We start from the raw sequence: 20,488 nt of genomic DNA, 5'->3' as shown, positions 1-20,488 counted from the left end.
GTCAGGCGGCGGCCTTGCAGTAATGAACTGACACAACTCATCAGTGTTGTCAGGCGACGAGAATGGATTGAAGGCAGTGCTTGAGCGAGCGCTCTGTGTAAAAATCGGATGGCTTGCATGGGGCGGGGATCTTGTTTTTGTGTGGTGCAAACCAAGTTGCCGACTCATGCAGGCTTCTTCAATAATTCCAACTTCTTGATTTTTCGTAAGAAAAATCGGGGATCTCTCAGGGACAGACCACGTTTAGAAGGTATTTCGAAAACATGGTCTGTCCCTGAGGGATCCCCACAAATCCACTGCAAGCTCTCCCAGTCTTGGCTGCCTCCGAACTCTATGCACCTAGCCAGTATTCCAGGCCAAGCCGCCACAATCAAAGCACTCGTCGTTCTCTAGAGATAAATGGGGAAAGACCACGTTTAATGTAGTTGACTGAAATAACACGTAAAAATTTTCCGTCATTTGAGCCTTGCGGCGCGCTAAGCTTTCAGTTCAACCAGTTGAAAGGATTCATCGATGCCGCGTAGATCCCGAGTTTTGATACCAAGCGTGCCACTGCACTTGATTCAGAGAGGAAACAATAGGTCTGTGTGTTTTTTTACCGAGGAAGATTACCTTTTTATTTGGAGCTTTTGGTCGAGCAGGCTTCTAAAAATTATTGTGATATTCATGCGTGGTGTTTAATGAATAATCACATTCATATGTTAGTCAGTCCTCATAATGGCAACAGCGCAAGAGTGAACGATATTTGTTGTGCTGTTATCGATATGTCGAAATGAATCCCGTCAGAGCGAAAATGGTAAATCATCCGGCGGAATATCGGTGGTCAAGTTACCATGTTAACGCACAATCAGAGCGATTACACATTGTTACCCCTCATGCTCAGTATTTGGCGCTTGGAGGGCAGGGCGGGCAGCCGGCAGATGCTTACCGCGAACTGTTAAAGAATGACTTAAAATCAGAATTGGTTGACCAGATTCGTGACGCGACCAATGGAAATAATGTTTTTGGTGGTTCAAAGTTTGCTGTTCATGTCGAGGCAATGATCGGTCGTCGGGTGCAGCGAGGGAGCCCGGGACGGCCAAAAAAATCGACCATTTAGTGAAAACGTGGTCTGTCCTCCGTTTTCCCTGGAACAGCTATTTTTGTATGGTGCCAGCAGAGGGGGGCTATAATTATGTCGTTATCGGCAATGATACTTTCATCAGAAAAGTTGAGCGTAGAAGATTTTAAAGAAGTCATCCTGGCCCAGGGTGGGTTCGTGAGTTCCGGTAAGCCTTTTCGGGGCAGCGTTGGCGAAGGTGATTCGAGCATATGGTTGGCCTGGCACTCAAAAGATGTACTAGACGAGTTTTATGATGCCGAAGATCAGCAAGCGTGGCAGGATGCCTTGGGGGGTACTCCGCAGATAATGATTGAGATTAACCTGGATCATACTGAACATGCGAAATTAATGTACCTGGAGGTTTTTTTGAGTTTTGCGAAAGCTTGGTCCTGTATTTTATATGACGTGGATGACGCTGTGCTTTCCCGTGGTTCGGTTTATGAAAAATACAAGCGCCTTGTGGGCGGTGTAAGAGACGTGTAGTAATAGAGATGGCGCGCCGTTGAAGTTACGATACTCAAATAATAGGCTTGATGGTTTATGAGTGTTCGTGGATTTTATTGAGTTTGCTGGGCGGGTTCAGGGCAGTAGCAGTAGCAGTAGCAGTAGCAGTGGACTTTATTGTTAACAGCTGTGCGGGGTAGAGGGCTGGTTGTGCCGGATATTATAAGTTATAAAGAGATCATGCAGCGGATGTTTTACTACTATCCTGTTTACTGTCGGAATAAGATCAGGCGGAACAAAAAGTCCGGATTTTCTTGGGTTGAAGGCGAACTTGAAGTGGGCTATGCGTTAAATGAGATGGAGGAAAGTTTTGTTAATCCAGTAGAAAATCTTATGCTCCAAACTGCAGGGCTTGTGCTCTCGGCAGGAAGGGAGCCCGAGGTTGCTTTCGATATTGCTTCTGCGGATATAAAGAAGATTATTGATGCGCACGGATTGGAGTTTCTTATGTCGCAGTTGTCTGATCAAGATGCCCGTCAGGTCAAGTCGGACTTACAGCTGTTGGACATTATTTAACGGTTTCTGAAGTCAGGTAGACTGATCGCCGGGGCGGGTGGTCCGTATACTCACTATGCCAATAGCTTGATCACATTGAGAAAAATTGGCCAAGACCTTTACGAGATCGTTGATCTTGAAATGTTCTACCGAAGTTTTGGGTGGTGTGCTGTTTTACGAAATGGACAATACGCACCTCCCGGCAACTTCTGGGACGAAGAGCCGACTCAAAACTAAAACGCCCCGAACACTGTCGGGGCGTTTTTATGTGCCGTGTTCAATCAGTAAGACATTTAGCGAAACGCCGGCACCACGTGCTTGATAAACAGCTCCAGCGATTTCTTCTTCTCCTCATGCGGCAGGCTGTTATCACACCAGAAACTGAACTCATCCACCCCCAGCTCCTGGTAGTACTTGATCCGCGGAATGATCTCTTCCGGCGTACCAATCATCGCGGTTTTGTGCAGGCTTTCCAGCTCAAACTCCGGACGCCCGGCGAACTTCTCTTCCGGGCTCGGCGCGAGGAAGCCGTTGACCGGGGTTTGCTTGTTGCCGAACCACGCGTCGAAGGTGCGGTAGAACCGCGAGATCGCTTTCGCGCCGACTTTCCAGCCATCAGGATCGTCGGCGGTGTGTACGTGGGTGTGGCGCAGCACCATCAATTGCGGGCGCGGTACGTCCGGGTTGTTGTCCAGCGCAGTCTGGAATTTGTTCTTCAGGTCGAGGACTTCTTCGTCGCCTTTCATCAATGGCGTGACCATGACGTTGCAGCCGTTGGCCACGGCGAAGTTGTGCGAGTCCGGGTCGCGGGCGGCGATCCACATCGGCGGGTTCGGCTTCTGGATCGGTTTCGGCACGCTGGTGGAGGTGGGGAATTTCCAGATGTCGCCGTCGTGGGCGTAGTCGCCTTGCCGCAGGGCGCGGACCACCGGGACCATTTCCCGCAAGGCCTGGCCACCGCTTGATGCGGGCATGCCACCGGCCATGCGATCGAATTCGACTTGATAGGCGCCGCGGGCCAGACCGACTTCCATGCGGCCGTTGCTGATCACGTCAAGCAGGGCGCATTCACCGGCGACCCGCAACGGGTGCCAGAACGGCGCGATGATGGTGCCGGCGCCGAGGTGGATGGTGGTGGTTTTGGCCGCGAGGTAGGCCAACAGCGGCATCGGGCTTGGCGAGATGGTGTATTCCATGGCGTGGTGTTCGCCGATCCACACGGTGCTGAAACCGCCGGCCTCGGCCATCAGGGTCAGTTCGGTCAGGTCTTCGAACAGTTGGCGGTGGCTGACGCTTTCGTCCCAGCGTTCCATGTGGATGAACAGGGAAAATTTCATGACGCTTCCTCGGATCTTTTGTTGTTGAGGCTACGTGTGGGAGCGGGCTTGCTCGCGAATGCGGTGGATCAATCGAAATCTCTGGTGGCTGACACATCGCTTTCGGGAGCAAGCCCCCTCCCACAGTGGGTCTGTATGGGGCTGGAGTTTTGCTCAGGCCAGCACGGGCAGGGCGCCCATCTTGCCGTGGCAGTACACCAGCGGCCCGGTGTGCTGCTCGGGGACGATCAGATTCTTCACGGCGGCGACCATGATGGCGTGGTCGCCGCCTTCGTATTCGCGCCACAACTCACACTCGATGATAGCCGTCGCGTTGGCCAGGATCGGGTTGCCCAGTTCGCTCAACGTCCATTCGATGCCTTGCGCCTTATCCTTGCCCTTACGGGCGAAGGCGTAGGCTTCGCTTTGCTGGCCGCCGGACAGAACGTGAATCGCAAAGCGTTTATTTTTGATCAGTACGGGATAGGAATCAGAACTGTAATTGGGGCAGAACAGCACCAGCGCCGGGTCCATCGACAGTGAACTGAAGGCGCTGGCGGTCAGGCCGACAATCTGACCGTCATCGTCCAGGGTGGTGATAACGGTTACGCCGGACGGAAACGAGCCCATGACTTGTTTGTAGATGGCGGCATCGATCATTGGACAGTCCTCGGGTGATGTGACGCTGTTTTTATGTGTTTGTTGGTCTGATGGTATACCACAATTTAATCTTTGCAAGGGCTTTTGAGCTGAACCGATAAACGTGCCGCGTTCGTCGGAAACTCAACGTTTACGGGCTTTTTGGCTACTGGGTAGGCCAGTGTTTCAGCGAGGATGACGGATCAGATAGCGCCGTAAATTACGGATCAGTCTTGTGAAATGTTTGGAATACCATAATATGGTTCGCATCTGAGGGGCGACCAAAGAGTCCTCCCGGTTTGGCTTCATACAACGATAAGAACAGACAAACTCGAGTTCATGCATATGTCCCAGATGTGCCGGCAAGATCCGTTGATCGAGAATCACACGGTCGACTACGTCCCACTCGCGGAACGCCACGGGAAGGCCCGCGACCTTTTCACGCTTTGGTTCAGCACCAACATTGCGCCACTGCCCATCGTCACCGGCGCGATGGTGGTTCAGGTGTTCCATCTCGATTTGCTCTGGGGGCTGCTGGCAATTGCGCTGGGGCACATGATCGGTGGCGTGGTGATTGCCCTGGCATCGGCGCAAGGCCCGCGCATGGGCATTCCGCAAATGGTCCAGAGTCGTGGCCAGTTCGGGCGCTACGGTGCGCTGTTGATCGTGTTCTTTGCAGCGATCATCTACATCGGGTTCTTCATTTCCAACATTGTGCTGGCGGGTAAATCGATCGTCGGCATTGCGCCGTCGGTGCCGGCACCGCTGAGCATTCTGATCGGTGCGCTGGCCGCCACGGCCATTGGCGTGATCGGCTACAACTTCATTCATACATTGAACCGCATCGGCACCTGGGTGATGGGCAGCGCCTTGCTGGCCGGCTTCATCTATATCTTCGCCCATGACTTGCCGGCGGACTTCCTGACTCGAGGCAGCTTCAACCTGTCCGGCTGGCTGGCGACGGTGTCGCTGGGGATTATCTGGCAGATCAGCTTTTCGCCGTACGTGTCCGACTATTCGCGTTACCTGCCGGCGGACATCGGCATTGCCAAACCGTTTTGGGCGACTTATCTGGGGGCAACGCTGGGCACGATTCTGTCGTTCAGCTTCGGCGCGGTGGCGGTGCTGGCGACGCCGGAAGGTACCGAAGCGATGGCAGCGGTCAAGCAGTCCACCGGCTGGCTGGGACCGATTCTGATGGTGTTGTTCCTGCTCAACATCATCAGCCACAACGCCCTTAATCTGTATGGCGCAGTGCTGTCGATCATCACCTCGATCCAGACCTTTGCCAGCCAATGGACACCGAGCATCAAGGTGCGGGTGGTGCTGTCGAGCGTGATCCTGGCGGGTTGCTGTGTGGTTGCGCTGGGCGCGTCGGCGGATTTCATTTCCGAGTTCATCGGTTTGATTCTGGCGCTGTTGCTGGTGCTGGTGCCGTGGGCGTCGATCAACCTGATCGACTTCTACCTGATCAAGCGAGGCTGCTACGACATCAGTTCGATCTTCCGTGCTGACGGTGGGATTTACGGGCGCTTCAACCTGCACGCGATCGTGGCGTATTTCATTGGCATCATCGTGCAGTTGCCGTTCGCCAACACTTCACTGTACATCGGGCCGTACGCCAATCTGGTGGAGGGTGCAGACCTGTCGTGGCTGGTTGGCCTGGTGGTGACGGTTCCGCTGTATTACTGCCTGGCGACGCGTGGCCAGACTCAGCAGAGCAGGGCGGTCAGGTTGGGTTATACCGACTGATTGACGTCTGCAGTACAAGCAATGCCCGGCCAATCGCCGGGCATTGTTGTTTCCGCATCTCGGCGGACATTCAAATTGGCCACATCTATCCCCTTTTGGCCAATCGCCCACTGTGCTCGCGCTATGCTGTCAGCAAGAATCGAAGCCATAACTAAACGCTTAACCTTTTTACCCTCGGCGACCTTTAACGCCGCTGCCGTGTACAGAACATAAAAACCATCGAACTCACGTCGCATTCTGGGGAAACAACCATGGTCACGATGAAACGTATTCTGGGTGCCACCGTGTGTGGGCTGACGCTACTGGCCAGCGCCGTCCAGGCCGAGCAGCGTGAGCTGCGGGTGTACAACTGGGCGGATTACATTCTGCCGTCCGTACCCAAGGATTTCGCTGCGAAAAGCGGTATCAAAGTGACCTGGGACACCTTCGACACCAACGAATCCCTGGAGGCCAAGCTGTTGACCGGTAACTCCGGTTACGACCTGGTGGTGCCGTCGAACCAGTTCCTCGATACACAGATCAAGGCCGGCGTGTTCCAGAAACTCGACAAGTCCAAGCTGCCGAACTGGAGTCATCAGGATCCGCAATTGTTGAAGCTGCTCGACAAGAACGACCCCGGCAACCAATACGGTGTGCCGTACATGGTCGGTACCGTGCTGATCGGTTTCAACCCGGCCAAGGTCAAGGCCGCGCTGGGCGACAATGCGCCGGTGGACAGTTGGGATCTGGTGTTCAAACCCGAGAACATGGAAAAACTCAAATCCTGCGGCGTAGCGATGCTTGATTCGCCGTCCGAGATCCTGCCGCTGGCCCTGCATTATCTGGGGCTCGACCCGAACAGCCAGAACCCCGCCGACTATGAAAAAGCCAAAGAGTTGATGCTTAAGGTTCGCCCCTACGTGACTTACTTCAACTCGGCCAAATACATGACCGACATTGCCAATGGCGATATTTGCGTAGCCATCGGTTATTCCGGCAGTTTCTACCAGTTCGGCAACCGCGCCAAAGAGGCGGGCAACGGCGTAGTGGTCGACTGGCGCTTGCCGAAGGAAGGCGCGCCGATCTGGTTCGACACCTTCGCCATTCCGAAGAGCGCGAAGAACGTTGCCGAGGCTCACGAGTTCCTCAATACCTTGCTTGATCCGAAGGTGATCGCGCCGATCAGTGATTTCCTCGGTTACCCGAACGCGAACAAGGATTCGATGGCGCTGATCAACAAGGAAATCACCGGCAACCCGAACCTGACGCCGACCCCCGAAGCGCTGAAAAACCTCTACGTGGTGCAGCCACTGCCGCAAAAACTTGAGCGCGTGCGCACTCGCGTCTGGACCAGCATCAAGTCAGACAAGTAATAATCACCGCCATTCAAATGTGGGAGCGAGCCTGTTCGCGAAAGCGGTGGGTCATTCATCTTTGATGTTGACTGGCCCGACGCCTTCGCGAGCAGGCTCGCTCCCACAGGGTTTTGTGGGGTTTCATTCAGTTCGGTGTTCGGCATCTTTGGTCATGACCAAGCTGAGCAAGACTGAGCCGAAGATCACGCTCCCAACCACCGCCAGCGACCACTCCACCGGCATGTGCACCCACGGCATCAACACCATCTTGCCGCCAATGAATACCAGCACAATCGCCAATCCGTACTTGAGCAGATGAAAGCGGTCGGCCATGTCCGCGAGCAGAAAGTACAGCGCCCGCAGGCCCATGATCGCGAAGATGTTCGAGGTGAAGACGATAAACGGGTCAGTGGTGACGGCGAAAATCGCCGGGATGCTGTCCACCGCAAACATCAAGTCGCTGGCCTCGATCAACACCAGCACCAGAAACATCGGCGTGGCCCAGCGCACGCCGTTCTGCAACACGAAAAAGCGTTCGCCATGAAAGCCTTTGGTGATCCGCAAATGCCCGCGCACCCAACGCAGCAGCGGGTTTTTGTCGAGGTCCGGTTGTTGTTCGGCGAACATCAACATCTTGATCCCGGTGAAGATCAGGAACACGCCGAAGGCGTACAGCAGCCATTCGAACTGCGACACCAGCCAAACCCCGGCGAAGATCATCACGGCGCGCATCACAATGGCTCCGAGCACGCCGTACAACAGCACCCGGCGTTGCAGCTCCGGCGGTACGGCGAAGTAGCTGAAGATCATCACGAAAACGAACATGTTGTCGATCGACAGCGACTGCTCGATCAGATAACCGGTCAGAAATTCCAGACTCTTTTGTCTGGCGATTTCAGCGCCGAACGCACCGTGCAGGTACCACCAGAGCAACGCCGCAAAACTCAATGCCAACAAGCACCAGGCGATGACCCAGGACAAGGCTTCGCGGACCGAGACCCGGTGCGCCTTGCGTCCACCGAAGACAAACAGGTCCAGGGCAAGCATGGCAAGGACGAAGATGATAAAGGCGCCCCACATCCACGGTTCGCCGATATTGATGTTGTTGGCTGGCATGTCACGCCCCCTGTCTCGTTGTTGTATTCAGGTCAGACGAGGCCATGCTAGCGATGCGTTTGCCGCAAAGAAAAATCGTTTATTTCTCGGGTAGAGTTCGTTAAAAACGAATTGTCGGCGCAACGTCGCGCGTCGATCCTTGTTCACTGGTTTGCGCCCCCTCGGCGCAACGCTTGCGGAGGATGTGCTGGAGGCATGGGCGGGGCGCTGAGCGCGTACATAATGTCCACGATAGAAAAGCAAGCTGACGCTCATGAACGATAGTTCAGCGAAATAAATGCAGCAAAAACGATAGGTGAGATATATCGAATGCCAAACACTGCAAAAGACAAGCTTTCCGTTTGGCATTCGCAATAGTCGATTGCTTTAATGTGACGGGCCTGTTTTTCAAATGTCTCCGGTTTTTACCAGATAGAATTCACCTGCCACTTCGTATTCCGAGCCCTTATAAATGACTTTAAAGTGAAAGGTGCCTTCAATTGAGCCTTTTTGTGCATCTCGAGTGAAAGTGATGCTGCCTTCGTGGGCACGTTGCCAGAGGCCTCCTGCATCTAACATTACCCCTACCGATGTATCGTCGTTCTTGATTGCATATGTGCCACTCGTTAGGTCGCGGGGCATGTTAAAGCTGATCCCCTTGATTACATGTTCAGAGACATCGAATGCATAAAAAGTGACGGTGTCTTCTGTGAACGACTCGTATTTAAACCGGGTGGGATGGTATTTATCGAAGGGAGGTGTTGAAGGTGTGAAAGCCGCTTTTAAATATGATTCTTGTGTGTTTTTTTCGTCCGAAGTTCGCAGGAGCTGACGCTTTTCATCAAGTCCAAACTTGGCGAGATTGATATTGTTATTCATGGCTAGATTTCCTGAGTAATGAGTGGTTTATTGCTTGTGGGTGAATGGCTGAATAGCCAAGCCCCAATAAAACATTACTCTTTACTTGGGCGTCGTTGCGACTGTCAGATATGACAGTTGCTACTTAGTCTGATTTATGCTTTCGACTTCAGGTTGTTGCAGCCGCAGGCGGATTGAAGCCTGCCAGGCTCCAATCCCCGCGTGCTGATTATTTGCCTGCCGACAACGGCGGCGTGCGCGGTGGCACCAAGCGTCTGGAACCGGTCGACTCGAACGCCGAGGCCAGGCGTAGCAGCGCCGAGTCGTCGTAGGCGCGACCGGCGAAGGTCAGCCCGACCGGCATGCCGATGTCGGCCATGATGCCCATCGGCACGGTGACGGTCGGCACGCCGAGGTGACGGATTGCCAGATTGCCGTTGGCCACCCAGACGCCGTTACTCCAGGCAATGTCCGCCGATTGCGGATTGATATCGGCATCCGCCGGGCCAACGTCGGCGTTGGTCGGGAACAGCACCGCATCGAGCTTGAGCGAGTCCATCCAGTCTTCCAGATCGATTTTGCGGGTCTTTTCCAGGCCGCGCAGGCCGTCGGGCAGGGTCGGAATCTGATCCCATGGGGTGATACCGCGTTCGGCCATGCGTACGTATTCGTCCATGCCGGCGGCCAGATCACCTTCGCGGTTGGGCAACGTTCCAGGGTCGTGCGGGAAGATCTTCGGTCCGTCGACGTCGGCCAGACGGTTCAGTTTCGGATCGCCGTTGGCGCGCAGGAAATCATCGAACGCCCAGGCCGACAGGTCCCACAATTCGTGATGCAGAAACGCCTCGGAGACGATGCCGCGATTGAACACGGTTGGCGCGCCGGGACGGTCGCCTTCGCAGTTGGAGACCAGCGGGAAATCCACTTCGATGACTTCGGCACCGGCGGCTTCCAGCGCGGCGCGTGCCTGTTTCCACAGCTCGATCACCGACGCACGGGTGTTGATGCGTTGCCCGGTCGGGCCACCGATACCCGGCGCTTCGCTGGTGCCAGCCTCGGGGTCGGCATTGATGTACATCTTTGGCACGCCCAGGCGTTTACCCGCCAGTGCATCGGCGGTCACCGCAAGTTCCGCGTAGGAAGCCGGGCGCAGCGAGGCAACGCTCGGAATCGCCACCCAGGGTTGCAGGCGCCACAGATCGCCGCGCTTGTCGGCATCTTCGGCAGCCACCACGTCCAGCACTTCGAGCAAGTCCGCCATGGTCCGGGCGTAGGGCACGACCACGTCCATGGTCGGCGTCAGCGGCCAGTTGCCGCGCACCGAAATCACCCCGCGCGACGGTGTGTAGGCGCATAAGCCATTGTTCGACGCCGGGCCACGGCCACTCGACCACGTTTCCTCGGCGAGGCCGAACGCGGAAAAACTGGCAGCGGTGGCGGTGCCGGCGCCGTTGGACGAACCGGAAGCGAAGGGCGCCGTCAGGTAGTCAGCGTTGTACGGGCTCTCGGCCCGGCCATAGACACCGCGCTGCATGCCGCCATTGGCCATCGGCGGCATGTTGGTCTTGCCCAGGCAGATCGCCCCGGCGGCGCGCAGTCGCTCGATGGTGAAAGCATCGCGATGGGCGACCAGATCGACAAACGCCGGGCTGCCCGACGCAGCGGTCAGGCCTTTGACCAGATAACTGTCCTTGGCGGTGTAGGGAATGCCATCCAGCGGGCCGAGTGTCTGGCCTTTGGCTCGGCGCTCGTCGGCAGCCTCGGCTTCTTTGAGGGCTTGCGGGTTGCGCACCACCACAGCATTGAGTGCCGTGTCGGTGTTTGTGCCGTCGTAAGCGTCGATCCGCGCCAGATAAGCCTGCACCAGCTCCACCGAGGTGGTCTGACCAGCTTCGAGGGCAGCGCGCAATTGGGCAATGGAAACTTCAGTGACTTCGATCATGCTGTTACCGCCGACAGGTTCGCTAAAGGAGGGGTCATCATTGTTATCGTCAAAAATCCTGATGGGCGAAACTCTACCCTGAACTTTGCCGATTGGCATGTGCTAATTCGATAAATATCGACAAACTCAACGGAAAAATTCCCCGGGCGTCTCACCGAACTGTTGGCGAAATGCAGCAATGAACGCCGACGTCGAGTCATACCCGCAGGCCAAAGCCACGTCGGTGACGCGTTCGCCCCTCTCCAGCGGCGTCAGTGCTCCGAGTAGACGCAGGCGCTGGCGCCATGCGCGAAAAGTCAGACCTGTGTCGCGCAGAAACAGGCGGCTAAGGGTTTTTTCGGTCACGCCGAATTTCTCGCTCCAGTGACTGAGTGTGGTGGGTTGTTCCGGATGCTGCTCAAGACTCTGATAGATCTGGCGTAAGCGGCTGTCTTGCGGCAGTGGCAACATCAGGTCGATTTGGGGGGCGTCGGCCAACTGATCGAGGATCACCTGGGCCAGGCGACCGTGCGGGCCGCCTTGGTCATACTCGACAGGAATCTGACTAAAGGCGCGGATCAACTCACGCAGCAAGTCGCTGACGCCGAGCACATGACAGCGCTCGGCCGCCCATCCAGCGACGCTGCAATCGATGTACAGGCTGCGCATTTCGGTGTGCGGTGAACTGAAGACCCGATGCGGCACGCCTGCCGGAATCCACACCGCGCGTTCGGGTGGGGCGACGAAGCGTCCGGCGCTGGTCTGCACTTCGAGCACGCCCTGAATCGCGTATGACAATTGCACCCACGGATGACTGTGGCGCCGGGTCAATGCCCGATTGGGCAGCGATTCTGTGCGGCCGTACAGCGGGCGTGGCAGGCTGGGCAGTCCGGGAATACTGCGTCTGACGCTTTTGTCGTGTCCTTTTGGCGGCATCTGGCGGTTCTTCGGCGTTAGTCGGTAATTGCCCGTCACGTTAGAGTCGCAATCACGTACTGGCAACCCCCGGATGAGCAAACCATGACCCGCCCAAGATTCTTGCCCGACAACTTCACCCTGACCCTGATCGGCGTTGTGCTGCTGGCCAGTTTTCTGCCGGCCAGCGGTCAGGTCGCGGTCGGTTTCGGCTGGCTGACCAACATCGCCATTGCGCTGCTGTTTTTCCTCCACGGCGCCAAGCTCTCGCGTGAATCGATCATCGCCGGCGCCGGCCACTGGCGCCTGCATCTGCTCGTGTTCGGCCTGACGTTTGTCCTGTTCCCGCTATTGGGGCTGGCGCTGAAACCGCTGTTGTCGCCGTTGATCGGCGACCCGTTGTACATGGGCATGCTTTACCTCTGCGCGTTGCCGGCCACGGTGCAGTCGGCCATCGCCTTTACTTCGCTGGCGCGGGGCAATATTCCCGCTGCGATTTGCAGTGCGGCGGCGTCCAGCCTGTTCGGGATTTTTCTCACGCCGCTGTTGGTGACACTGCTGCTCAACGTCCACGGCGACGGCGGTTCGACCCTCGACGCGATGCTGAAAATCAGCGTGCAACTGCTGCTGCCATTCATCGCCGGGCAGATCGCCCGGCGCTGGATCGGCGCGTGGGTAGGGCGTAACAAGAACTGGCTGAAGTTTGTCGATCAGGGCTCGATTTTGCTGGTGGTCTACGGCGCATTCAGCGAAGCGGTCAACGAAGGTATCTGGCATCAGATTCCACTCTTCGAGCTGTTGGGGTTGGTGGTGGTCTGCTGCATCTTGCTGACGCTGGTATTGGTGGCATCGACGTTGCTGGGCAAGGCGTTCGGTTTCAGCCAGGAAGATCGCATCACCATTCTGTTCTGCGGCTCGAAAAAGAGCCTGGCCACCGGTGTGCCTATGGCGCAGGTGTTGTTCGCCGGTAGCACTATCGGCGTACTGATTCTGCCGCTGATGCTGTTCCATCAGATCCAGTTGATGGTCTGTGCGGTGTTGGCGCAGCGCTACGCAAAACGCCCGGAATCGGTGCCGGAACTGATGGCGCAGGTCGATCCTTGATCCGTTGACCTCATTGCAGGGGCGCACGTACAGCAGTGTCATTGGCCGAACACAGGCTTCGCACCTACGCTGTTGAGCTACCGATAATTGAATGAGGTCTTGGGTCATGGCAAAGGTAAAGGGCAAGGACAAGGACAAGAAAAAAAGCGCCAGACAACCGACCCTTGAGCCAGCAAAGCTGAAAAACAAGGACTACCTCGAACATCTGCGCCGCTTGCACATTGAGGTGGTCAAGTTGCAGGAATGGGTCAAGGCCAAGGGCATCAAGGTGTGCATCGTTTTCGAAGGGCGCGACGGTGCCGGCAAGGGCGGGACGATCAAGGCGCTGACCGAGCGCATCAGCCCGCGGGTGTTCCGTGTCGTCGCGTTGCCGGCGCCGACTGAACGCGAAAAAAGCCAGATGTATATTCAACGCTACCTGCCGCACTTGCCGGCCGCCGGCGAGGTGGTGATTTTTGATCGCAGTTGGTACAACCGCGCCGGCGTCGAGCGTGTGATGGGTTTTTGCACTGAAGAGCAGGTGGCCGGTTTCCTCAAGGCGGTCCCGGCGGTGGAGCGCGCCATCGTTGATTCCGGCGTGATCCTGCTCAAGTACTGGCTCGAGGTCAGCGAGCAAGAGCAGACTCGGCGCCTTCAGGCGCGTATCCGGGACGGGCGCAAGATATGGAAACTGACGCCCATGGACCTCAAGTCCTACAACCGTTGGTATGACTATTCACGCGCGCGTGATGCGATGTTTGCCGCAACGGATTCCGAGCACGCTCCATGGCGAGTGGCTGATTCGAACGACAAGCGCCGGGCACGCCTGAACATCATCACCGATCTGCTCAGCCACATCCCTTACGAGGACGTGGAGCGTGAGTCGGTAACACTGCCAAAACGCCAGAAGCCTGCGGGCTATCGGGAGCCGGATTACCCCTACAATCGTGTGCCGGAAAAATTCTGAAGGGGCGGCTGGAGCATCCGCTCCAGCCATGGCCGTGTATCAGCGTCGATGCATTCGCGGCTGGATCTGCTGGGTGGGCACGATGCCCGCCCCTGTTCGATTGTTGCCACCGTTCACTGACGATTGGTTTTGCGGGTCGCGTTCATCTCTACTGCCATTGTCGTGGCAAGACGATCCGCCCAGACAGATGGCGATGGCGAGCAGCAAGAGCGGGCTTATCGATGGGTACATGGCAACCTCCATCACTTGTACGTCAAGCGACCTGGATTCCGGTCCATGGAGTTTTATCAAGAAGGGGGGCGTAGTGCGCAGAGATGTGCAGCGGCTACGCGTTCTCCAAGCATAGGCGATGGTCGGGACCTCCTGTCAGAAAGTCGCGGCAGATGGCTTGGTGAATGGGGGGGGCAATCGACAAGATGCCACTCAACCGACCCCGGTATATCGCACGGCTGCTGCCGCCCGGGAGGGTACGTTTAACGCGCGCAACAACGAAGACACATGAATCCTCACCGTAAACGGCGAGATATCCAGCGCCCGGGCAATTTCCTTGTTGGTCTTGCCCTGAGCGATCAGCCGTAACACCTCCTGCTGACGGGGCGTGAGGGCGGCACCGGTTTCCAGCCGCAGCAAGCCTGACGGGGTAAACTTCACCAGCACTTCACCTTCGCGGATTGCCAGGATCGCTTGGCCGATCTCGTCCGGGGCAATGTTTTTGCCGATGAAACCGTCGATGCCCGCCGCCATGACTTCGCTGATCAGAGCCTCATCATCCACCATCGACACCACGATCAGCGTGGTGCGCGGCAGGCGTCGGCGTAGTTCGGCGAGCTGGCTGACGCAGGTGAGGCCGGGAAAACGCAGATCCAGAATCGGGCTGTCCGGCTCATCACCGCAGGGCAACAGCGCCATTACGGCGTCCAGGTCGCCAGCTTCTTCAAGACTCGCTTCGGGCAGCAGACGCTGGACAGTGCGCAGCATGGCCTCGCGAAACATCGGGTGATCGTCGGCTATGATGATTCGGTATGTCATGGCGTGACCCTCCCTGGGTCAGGCGTTGTTCTTGGCAAGCACCTTAGCACTGGGCGCACTGGTTGCCTGTAGGCTCATTCCGAATATGACGATTGCGACACAAGGACGTTAATCATGAAGTTCGAGAAAAACACCGAACTCGATCAGGCTAACCTGCGCATCATCATCGCCAGCATTGCGGTGGTCTACATCGGCGTACTTGGCTTTTTGCCGGGCCAGCGCTTCGATACCTACCTGCCGGTGATTACCTATATTGGTCTGTTTTTGCTGGTCTCAATCGTGCTGCGTCAGACGATAGTGCGCTGGCCGGGGCATTACCCGGCGCGGCGGATTTTCGCCATGGTCCACGACTACACCGGTACCTGTTTCGGGCTGGTGGTGGGCGGCGAGGCGGCGTTGCCGCTGTACGCGGTGATTATCTGGGTCAACCTCGGCAATGGTATGCGTTACGGTTCGCGCTATCTGGCGATTGCCACGGTACTGGCGTTGTTGGCCTTGCTGGTGGTGTATCGCCTGACGCCGGTGTGGCAGGCGCAACCGTTCATGGTATTGATGCTGATGATCACCAGCACGGTGATCCCGTTCTACGCGCACCTGCTGCTGGAGCGCACGCGCAAGGCTTCCGAAGAAGCGGTCGCGGCCAATCTGGAAAAATCACGCTTTCTCGCCCAGGCCAGCCATGACTTGCGTCAGCCGATTCACTCCATCGGCCTGTTTACCGCGTGTCTGCGTGAGTCGCGGTTGGGGGATGAGGAGCGGCGGCTGGTCGACAACATCGACCGTTCGCTGCTCAATGTGTCGCAGTTGTTCCGCTCGATTCTCGACCTGTACACCCTCGATAACGGGCGGATTCTGCCAAAACTGCAAGCCGTGAATCTGGGCGAGTGGCTTGCCGATCTGATTCGCCAGAACGCCGAAGCCGCACGTTGGGCAGGCGTGGAATTGCGCCTGCGACCTTGTGAACACTGGGTTCGAACCGACCCGGCGCTGCTCGCGACCATGGTGCAGAACGTGCTGTCCAACTGTTTCAAATACGGCGCGCACCAGCCGGTGCTGATTGGCGTGCGCAAGCGCGGGGCAGGACTGGCCATTGTCATCCATGACCGCGGCAACGGCATCGCCGAGGAGCATTTGCCCAAGGTTTTCGAGGAGTTTTACCGGGTTCGTCAGGTGCGCGACAAAGATGTCGAAGGCGTGGGGCTGGGCCTGTCGATCGTCAAACGTCTGGGGCAGTTGATCGGAGTCGAAGTCGCGCTGCGTTCACGACTCGGGCGGGGTACGGCTGTCACCTTGTCTGGCTTGCCATTGGCGGCGCCGCAGCAGATGCAGATCAACCGCGATGACGCACGACAAGTCGGCCTGTTGACCGGTCTGAAGGTGTGTCTGGTGGAGGATGACCGCAACGTGCTGATGGCGACCTCGGCGTTGCTGGAGCGTTGGGGCTGTGAGGTGCAGGCCGAACTGAGCGGGCGGGATCTGACCACCGATTGCGACATCATCGTCGCCGACTACGATCTTGGCAGCCATGCTACGGGTATCGAGTGTATTGACGACGTGCGCCGCCAACGCGGCTTTGCGGTGCCAGCGATGATCATCACCGGGCATGACATCGAAAAAATACAGGCGGCCTTGCACGACCGCCAAATTGCCATCCTGTCCAAACCGGTACGCCCGGCCGAGCTGCGCGCGACCTTGCGTGCCCTGCGCGACCTGCAAACCGAGCCGGTCGAGGAGGTTTAGCTCAACGCTTGCAGAGATAGTCCTGAGTGATGGTGGTTTGCAGGCAGTTGTACTGGCCCATGGTGCGGCAGATGTTTTTCTCTGAGCCGGTCACCTCGGCATTTTTGTAACCCCAGGTCTTGCAGCGTTGCGAGGCGACGGTCAGGCCTTGTTCGGCGCTGGTCTGGCCGCTTTCGAACTGGCCCAGTTCATAGGAAACCTGGACGACGCCATCGTTTTTGCTGCCGCCTGTGGCCTCCCATTGTTTCGGCGTGGCGCAGCCGGTCAGGAAGAGCGCGGTGAGGGTGAGTGTTGCGATCAGGGTTTTCATGATGGGACGTAGTCCTTTACCGAGGCGGGAGAGTTATTGAAACGGAATTGGCGAAGCGCCTTTGGGCAGGCACGACAGGGGCGGCGTCATCATGCCCATGCTGGCCACGGCGATGATGACGCCGCTGGGCAATTCACAGTTGTATTCCCCGGCCGGGGTGTAGGCGGTGTAGTAGGTGAGGGTGCTGTCGTTGCGGATGTTGTCGATTTTCGAGACCGGTTTGCCGATAACGGTTTGCGCGCGTTCTTTCATGCTGGCTTCGGTGGGTTTGACGGTCTGGCACCCGGCGATGCCGAGCAGCAGGGCACTGACGACAGTCATTTTGCAGAGGGGGATATGCAGTTTCATGGTGTTTCTTCCTTGGTGTTGTTCTGATTTCCAGGCACAACGATCCTGAGCACCGCCAGGTGGCAGTGTTGAGGAACATCGAGGGTTGCGAGGGAATATAGCGCCGGGTGGCGGGGCGGTCGATTAGCACAAATGTGCTAGTGCGCAGCGGGAATGGACGGGCGTTAGGCGCTTCCCTTCCTGCTTGTTCTGCGCAAAGCTCAAATCAGTCTAAAAACCCTGCGCCGCCTCCGTAAGCGTTTGCTAGGCTCAAAGGTGTAGGTGAAGACGCAGACTGATGCGCAAACGGATAGCAAGGGGACGTGGGGCGCGTTCCGAAGGGTACACGGTTAGAAAGATCTCCGCGCTGAGATCCAGCCCTTATGCCGTGTGAAGCAGCCGAGGCCGTACTTTTCAATTCGCCCGGTACTGTGAGAAGCCTGATAAACCTTGTAAGCCAGAGACCAGCGCTGGCCGCCTACTCGAACCAACAAAGCCCGCATCGTGCGGGCTTTGTCGTTCTTGCAGGTCTAGATTTTCGACAGTGCGTGCGCCAGATCAGCGCGCAGGTCTTCGATGTCTTCAACACCCACCGACAGACGCACCAGGCCGTCACCGATGCCCAGTTTCGCCCGGGTTTCAGGCGGAATGGTGGCGTGGGTCATGATCGCCGGGTGCTCGATCAGGCTCTCGACGCCCCCCAGGCTTTCGGCCAGCGCGAAGATTTCCACGTTCTCCAGGAAGCGCCGCGCGCCAGCCAGATCCGTATTCAGATCAACAGAAATCATCCCGCCGAAACCGCGCATCTGCCGCTTGGCCAATTCATGCTGCGGGTGGGACGCCAAACCTGGGTAGTAGACGCGTTTGACCTGTGGCTGCTGCTCCAGCCACTGCGCCAGATCCAGGGCGTTGCTGCAATGCCGCTCCATGCGCAGCGCCAGAGTCTTCACTCCACGCAACGTCAGAAACGCGTCGAACGGCCCGGAAATCGCACCGACCGCGTTTTGCAAAAAGCCCAGTCGTTCGGCCAGTTCTGCGTTCTGCCCGACCACGGCGATACCGCCGATGACGTCGGAGTGCCCGTTGAGATACTTGGTGGTCGAGTGCAACACGATGTCGAAACCCAGTTCCAGCGGACGCTGGATATACGGGCTGGCGAAGGTGTTGTCGGCCACACTGATGATCCCGCGGGCACGGCAGATGCGCGCGATGGCAGCCAGATCCGACAGGCTCAGCAGCGGGTTGGTCGGCGACTCGACGATGACCAGGCGCGTGTCGTCCTGCAGCGCCGCTTCAAACGCCGACAGGTCAGTCAGATCGACGTAGCTGAAACGATGCCCGGCGCTGCGCTGGCGCACCTTGTCGAACAGGCGGAAGGTGCCGCCGTACAGGTCATTGCCGGAGATAACGTGCGACCCGGCATCGATCAGTTCGAGGACCGTGGAAATCGTCGCCAGCCCGGACGCGAACGCAAACGCCTGAGTGCCCCCTTCCAGATCCGCCACGCAACGCTCCAGCGCGAAGCGCGTCGGGTTGTGCGAGCGGCCGTAGTCGAAGCCCTTGTGCACGCCGGGGCTGTCTTGCAGGTAGGTGGAGTTGGCGTAGATTGGCGGCATCAGCGCCCCGGTGGTCGGGTCAGGCTCCTGCCCGGCATGGATCACTCGGGTCGCGAAGCCTTGGGGATTCTTGTCGTGCTGACTCATGCGAGGGATCTCCGTAATTGGTTGAGCATGTCGGTGCGAGTGATCAGGCCATGGAAGCCAGAAGCGTCGGCGATGATGGCGACGAGGCCGCGGCTGAGCACTGATTCCAGTTCAGAGAGGGGCGCACCGGGGGCGAGGGTTTGCAGTTTGTCGGTCATCACGCTGGAGACCGACTGGCTGAAACGCGCGGCATCTTCGTGAACGGCCAGCAGGATGTCCGATTCGTCGATCACGCCGACCAGTGCCTTGCCTTCAACCAGCACCGGCAGTTGCGAAACGTCCGCCAGTCGCATGCGCTGGAACGCGGTCAGCAAGGTGTCGTCGGGACCGACGCTGATCACCCGGCCATCCTCGAAACGTCGGGCGATCAGATCGCGCAAGTCGCCGTAGCCCTTGCGCTGCAACAAGCCCTGATCGGTCATCCATTGGTCGTTGTAGACCTTCGACAAGTAGCGCGTGCCGGTGTCGCAAACGAAACTGACCACGCGTTTTGGCTCGGTTTGTTCGCGGCAATAACGCAGCGCGGCGGCGAGCAGGGTACCGGTCGACGAGCCGCCGAGAATGCCTTCGGCTTTGAGTAATTGACGGGCGTGATCGAAGCTTTCTTCGTCGCTGATCGAATACGCGTGGCGCACGCTGGAGAGGTCGGTGATCGACGGAATGAAGTCTTCGCCGATGCCTTCGACCGCCCACGAACCGGGGGTTGGCAGCGAGCCGTCGCGGCTGTATTGCGCCATCACCGAGCCGACCGGATCGGCCAGGACCATTTGCAGATCCGGTTGTACGCGTTTGAAGAAACGCGTCAGCCCGGTCAGGGTGCCGGCCGAACCCACACCGACGACGATGGCGTCCAGATCATGTTCAGTCTGTGCCCAGATCTCCGGCGCGGTGCTGCATTCATGAGCCAGCGGGTTGGCCGGATTGTTGAACTGGTCGGCGAAGAACGCGCCGGGAATGTCTTTCGCCAGTCGCGCGGCGACGTCCTGGTAATACTCGGGATGGCCCTTGCCGACATCGGAACGGGTGATGTGTACTTCGGCGCCCATGGCCTTCAAGTGCAGGACTTTCTCGGTGGACATCTTGTCGGGCACCACCAGCACCACGCGATAACCTTTGGCGCGGCCGACCAGTGCCAGGCCCAGGCCGGTGTTGCCGGCGGTGGCCTCGACGATGGTGCCACCGGGTTTCAGGCGGCCATCACGTTCAGCGGCATCGATCATCGCCAGACCGATGCGATCTTTGATCGAACCGCCGGGGTTTTGTGATTCGAGTTTGAGAAACAGTGTGCAGGGGCCGGTATCGAAGCGGGTCACTTGTACCAGCGGCGTATTGCCGATCAGCCCAAGTACGGCAGGGCGTGAATCCTTTGACATCTCTTCACCTCTTTGTGGTGTTGAT

21 protein-coding genes are annotated in these 20,488 nt (G+C 57.7%); 9 read left to right on the top strand and 12 right to left on the bottom strand.

What is annotated here, in order from left to right; genetic code table 11:
* The first annotated feature begins 587 nt into the window (after positions 1-587).
* The 4 genes from CKW18_RS31600 (at position 588) to CKW18_RS25835 (ending at position 2,122) form a co-directional block, all read left to right on the top strand.
* Entirely contained in the window at positions 588-776 is a 189-nt protein-coding gene (locus tag CKW18_RS31600) for a transposase (protein WP_371857651.1), read from the top strand.
* Positions 773-1,099: a hypothetical protein gene (locus CKW18_RS31205; protein WP_256587110.1), complete on the top strand. Its 327-nt coding sequence runs from the start codon at positions 773-775 to the stop codon at positions 1,097-1,099. The genes CKW18_RS31600 and CKW18_RS31205 overlap by 4 nt, the downstream gene beginning before the upstream one ends.
* 75 nt (positions 1,100-1,174) lie before the next feature.
* Complete coding sequence (locus CKW18_RS25840) at positions 1,175-1,585, top strand: hypothetical protein (RefSeq protein ID WP_095191377.1); 411 nt, start codon at positions 1,175-1,177, stop codon at positions 1,583-1,585.
* Between the two features lie 210 nt (positions 1,586-1,795).
* On the top strand, positions 1,796-2,122 hold the full coding sequence (locus CKW18_RS25835) for a hypothetical protein (protein ID WP_170947324.1): 327 nt from the start codon (positions 1,796-1,798) through the stop codon (positions 2,120-2,122).
* Between the two features lie 272 nt (positions 2,123-2,394).
* Here the strand turns inward: CKW18_RS25835 and CKW18_RS25825 are convergent, their stop codons facing one another.
* Entirely contained in the window at positions 2,395-3,438 is a 1,044-nt protein-coding gene (locus CKW18_RS25825; protein WP_095191374.1) for an LLM class flavin-dependent oxidoreductase, read from the bottom strand.
* Between the two features lie 153 nt (positions 3,439-3,591).
* Complete coding sequence (locus CKW18_RS25820) at positions 3,592-4,077, bottom strand: flavin reductase family protein (RefSeq protein WP_095191373.1); 486 nt, start codon at positions 4,075-4,077, stop codon at positions 3,592-3,594.
* A gap of 324 nt (positions 4,078-4,401) precedes the next feature.
* Between CKW18_RS25820 and CKW18_RS25815 the strand changes: the two genes are divergently transcribed.
* Positions 4,402-5,808 (top strand): cytosine permease, encoded by a 1,407-nt coding sequence (locus tag CKW18_RS25815; RefSeq protein WP_095191372.1) that lies wholly within the window; start codon positions 4,402-4,404, stop codon positions 5,806-5,808.
* Here the strand turns inward: CKW18_RS25815 and CKW18_RS25810 are convergent.
* The gene (locus CKW18_RS25810) at positions 5,796-6,044 is read right to left on the bottom strand and encodes a hypothetical protein (RefSeq protein ID WP_095191371.1); all 249 of its coding nucleotides are present in this window, start codon (positions 6,042-6,044) and stop codon (positions 5,796-5,798) included. The genes CKW18_RS25815 and CKW18_RS25810 overlap by 13 nt on opposite strands.
* Before the next feature lie 15 nt (positions 6,045-6,059).
* Between CKW18_RS25810 and CKW18_RS25805 the strand changes: the two genes are divergently transcribed.
* On the top strand, positions 6,060-7,160 hold the full coding sequence (locus CKW18_RS25805) for a polyamine ABC transporter substrate-binding protein (protein ID WP_095191370.1): 1,101 nt from the start codon (positions 6,060-6,062) through the stop codon (positions 7,158-7,160).
* Positions 7,161-7,283: 123 nt separating this feature from the next.
* On the opposite strand, the gene CKW18_RS25800 is transcribed toward CKW18_RS25805, so the two are convergent.
* The 4 genes from CKW18_RS25800 to CKW18_RS25785 form a co-directional block, all read right to left on the bottom strand.
* On the bottom strand, positions 7,284-8,258 hold the full coding sequence (locus tag CKW18_RS25800) for a TerC family protein (protein WP_095191369.1): 975 nt from the start codon (positions 8,256-8,258) through the stop codon (positions 7,284-7,286).
* 387 nt (positions 8,259-8,645) lie between these two features.
* Positions 8,646-9,116, bottom strand: coding sequence for a hypothetical protein (locus tag CKW18_RS25795; protein ID WP_095191368.1), 471 nt, complete (start codon positions 9,114-9,116; stop codon positions 8,646-8,648).
* 208 nt (positions 9,117-9,324) lie between these two features.
* Entirely contained in the window at positions 9,325-11,037 is a 1,713-nt protein-coding gene (locus tag CKW18_RS25790) for an amidase (RefSeq protein WP_095191378.1), read from the bottom strand.
* A 126-nt stretch (positions 11,038-11,163) separates the two neighbouring features.
* Complete coding sequence (locus CKW18_RS25785; RefSeq protein WP_095191367.1) at positions 11,164-11,952, bottom strand: helix-turn-helix domain-containing protein; 789 nt, start codon at positions 11,950-11,952, stop codon at positions 11,164-11,166.
* A gap of 84 nt (positions 11,953-12,036) precedes the next feature.
* Here CKW18_RS25785 and CKW18_RS25780 point away from each other — a divergent pair, with 84 nt between their 5' ends.
* Positions 12,037-13,035 carry a bile acid:sodium symporter family protein gene (locus CKW18_RS25780; protein ID WP_095191366.1) on the top strand — a complete coding sequence of 333 codons (999 nt, stop codon included), beginning with the start codon at positions 12,037-12,039 and terminating at the stop codon, positions 13,033-13,035.
* Between the two features lie 106 nt (positions 13,036-13,141).
* The gene (gene ppk2, locus CKW18_RS25775; protein ID WP_095191365.1) at positions 13,142-13,981 is read left to right on the top strand and encodes a polyphosphate kinase 2; all 840 of its coding nucleotides are present in this window, start codon (positions 13,142-13,144) and stop codon (positions 13,979-13,981) included.
* A gap of 423 nt (positions 13,982-14,404) precedes the next feature.
* Here the strand turns inward: ppk2 and CKW18_RS25770 are convergent, their stop codons facing one another.
* On the bottom strand, positions 14,405-15,010 hold the full coding sequence (locus tag CKW18_RS25770) for a response regulator transcription factor (protein WP_095191364.1): 606 nt from the start codon (positions 15,008-15,010) through the stop codon (positions 14,405-14,407).
* A 114-nt stretch (positions 15,011-15,124) separates the two neighbouring features.
* On the opposite strand from CKW18_RS25770, the gene CKW18_RS25765 reads away from it, so the two are divergent.
* Positions 15,125-16,750, top strand: coding sequence for a hybrid sensor histidine kinase/response regulator (locus CKW18_RS25765; RefSeq protein WP_095191363.1), 1,626 nt, complete (start codon positions 15,125-15,127; stop codon positions 16,748-16,750).
* A gap of 1 nt (position 16,751) precedes the next feature.
* On the opposite strand, the gene yecR is transcribed toward CKW18_RS25765, so the two are convergent.
* The 4 genes from yecR to CKW18_RS25745 all read right to left on the bottom strand — a co-directional run bounded on the left by yecR (position 16,752) and on the right by CKW18_RS25745 (position 20,463).
* Positions 16,752-17,060, bottom strand: coding sequence for a YecR family lipoprotein (yecR, locus tag CKW18_RS25760; RefSeq protein WP_095191362.1), 309 nt, complete (start codon positions 17,058-17,060; stop codon positions 16,752-16,754).
* 33 nt (positions 17,061-17,093) lie between these two features.
* Positions 17,094-17,408 carry a hypothetical protein gene (locus CKW18_RS25755; protein ID WP_095191361.1) on the bottom strand — a complete coding sequence of 105 codons (315 nt, stop codon included), beginning with the start codon at positions 17,406-17,408 and terminating at the stop codon, positions 17,094-17,096.
* 509 nt (positions 17,409-17,917) lie between these two features.
* Positions 17,918-19,090: a cystathionine gamma-synthase gene (locus CKW18_RS25750; RefSeq protein ID WP_095191360.1), complete on the bottom strand. Its 1,173-nt coding sequence runs from the start codon at positions 19,088-19,090 to the stop codon at positions 17,918-17,920.
* Complete coding sequence (locus CKW18_RS25745; RefSeq protein ID WP_095191359.1) at positions 19,087-20,463, bottom strand: pyridoxal-phosphate dependent enzyme; 1,377 nt, start codon at positions 20,461-20,463, stop codon at positions 19,087-19,089. The genes CKW18_RS25750 and CKW18_RS25745 overlap by 4 nt, the downstream gene beginning before the upstream one ends.
* Positions 20,464-20,488: the final 25 nt, after the last annotated feature.

It is taken from the genome of Pseudomonas sp. Irchel 3E19 (assembly GCF_900187585.1).
GTDB classification, from domain to species: domain Bacteria; phylum Pseudomonadota; class Gammaproteobacteria; order Pseudomonadales; family Pseudomonadaceae; genus Aquipseudomonas; species Aquipseudomonas baetica.
This window is presented reverse-complemented; position numbering and strand designations above follow the sequence as displayed.